This window comes from Burkholderia sp. Se-20378, from assembly GCF_017104665.1.
GTDB classification, from domain to species: domain Bacteria; phylum Pseudomonadota; class Gammaproteobacteria; order Burkholderiales; family Burkholderiaceae; genus Burkholderia; species Burkholderia lata.
This window is the reverse complement of record NZ_JAAGPG010001083.1, coordinates 1-1,068: the sequence shown is the minus strand read 5'-3', so window position 1 is coordinate 1,068 and position 1,068 is coordinate 1. Positions and strand designations below refer to the sequence as shown.

Sequence of the window (1,068 nt, the reverse complement as noted above, 5' to 3'; positions counted from 1 at the left end):
GGCGAGAACGCCACGCGCAGCACGCCGTCGATCTGCCGGCGCATCGCGGCATCGGCCGGGTCGGCATGCAGGCCGAGCAGTTCGCGCAGCGCATGCGCGCCCTCGTCGTCGTCGAGATCGGTCAGCGTGTGCCGGGCCAGCCCGAGATGGCGGATCAGCCGCCACGCGGTTTGCGCATCGGCGATCGGCGGGCGCGGCCGCGACGGGCCGCGGATCGCGACGATGCTTTCGACCGGGGCCGACACGCGCAGCGTGAACGTATTCGCGTCGCCGGGCGACTGCAGCAGCACGAGATCGCGGTTCGTGCACAGCGTGTCGGCCGCCAGGTAGCGCATCGTCTCGTCGTACGGCGCGCACTGGCTGTCGACGAGCGACACGTAGGTTTCGCTGCCGACGTAGCCGGTGCGCGTGCCGTTCGCACGTGCCTGAGCGGAGACCAGCCGTGGTTCGCGCCGCACCGTGTAGTACGCGCCGTGGTTGCCGTCGTCGCTTGCGAACGACGCGTGAAACGGCCGGAATTCGCGCGACTGGCCGTCGTCGCGCTGCTCGCTCGCGAGTCGCTGCACCGCATAGACCTCGTAGTCGAGCGGCCGGCTGCGATCGACGACGACATGGTGCTCACGAGCGCCGGGTTGCAGCGGAATGCGGTCGGCACGGCGCGCGAACAGGTTCACGGCCGGCGTGCAGTTCAGCGCGAGGTGTTTCGCGCTGACGGCCGCTTCGAGCGCCGCATCATGGCGGTCGAACAGCACGGTCAGTTCGAACTCGTCGCCGGTCGCACGCGCGAGCGCGGCACGCAGCCCGCCGATGCTGAAGAACAGGAAGCGCGCCGGAAACGCGAAATACTCGCGCAGCAGCCGGTAGCCGTGGAAGCTGCGGCCGTCGTCGGGCAGGATCGCCTGCGCGGGATCGAAGCCCTCGTGGACGATTTCGTCGGCGTCGAGCGTATGCAGCCAGCGCGGCGGCTGCGCGGGATCGTGGCACACGACGCCGAGCGCATGCGCGGCGATCAGTTCGAGCAGGTGCAGCGCGTCGCGCTCGGGGCCCGCGAGATGGAACGTCAGCCGA

Annotated in this window: 1 protein-coding gene; it reads right to left on the bottom strand. The window is 70.4% G+C overall.

Annotated elements, in window-relative coordinates; genetic code table 11:
- Positions 1 to 1,068: type VI secretion system baseplate subunit TssF (gene tssF, locus G3N93_RS40290; RefSeq protein ID WP_206135555.1), on the bottom strand; the 1,068-nt coding region annotated here is incomplete at both ends.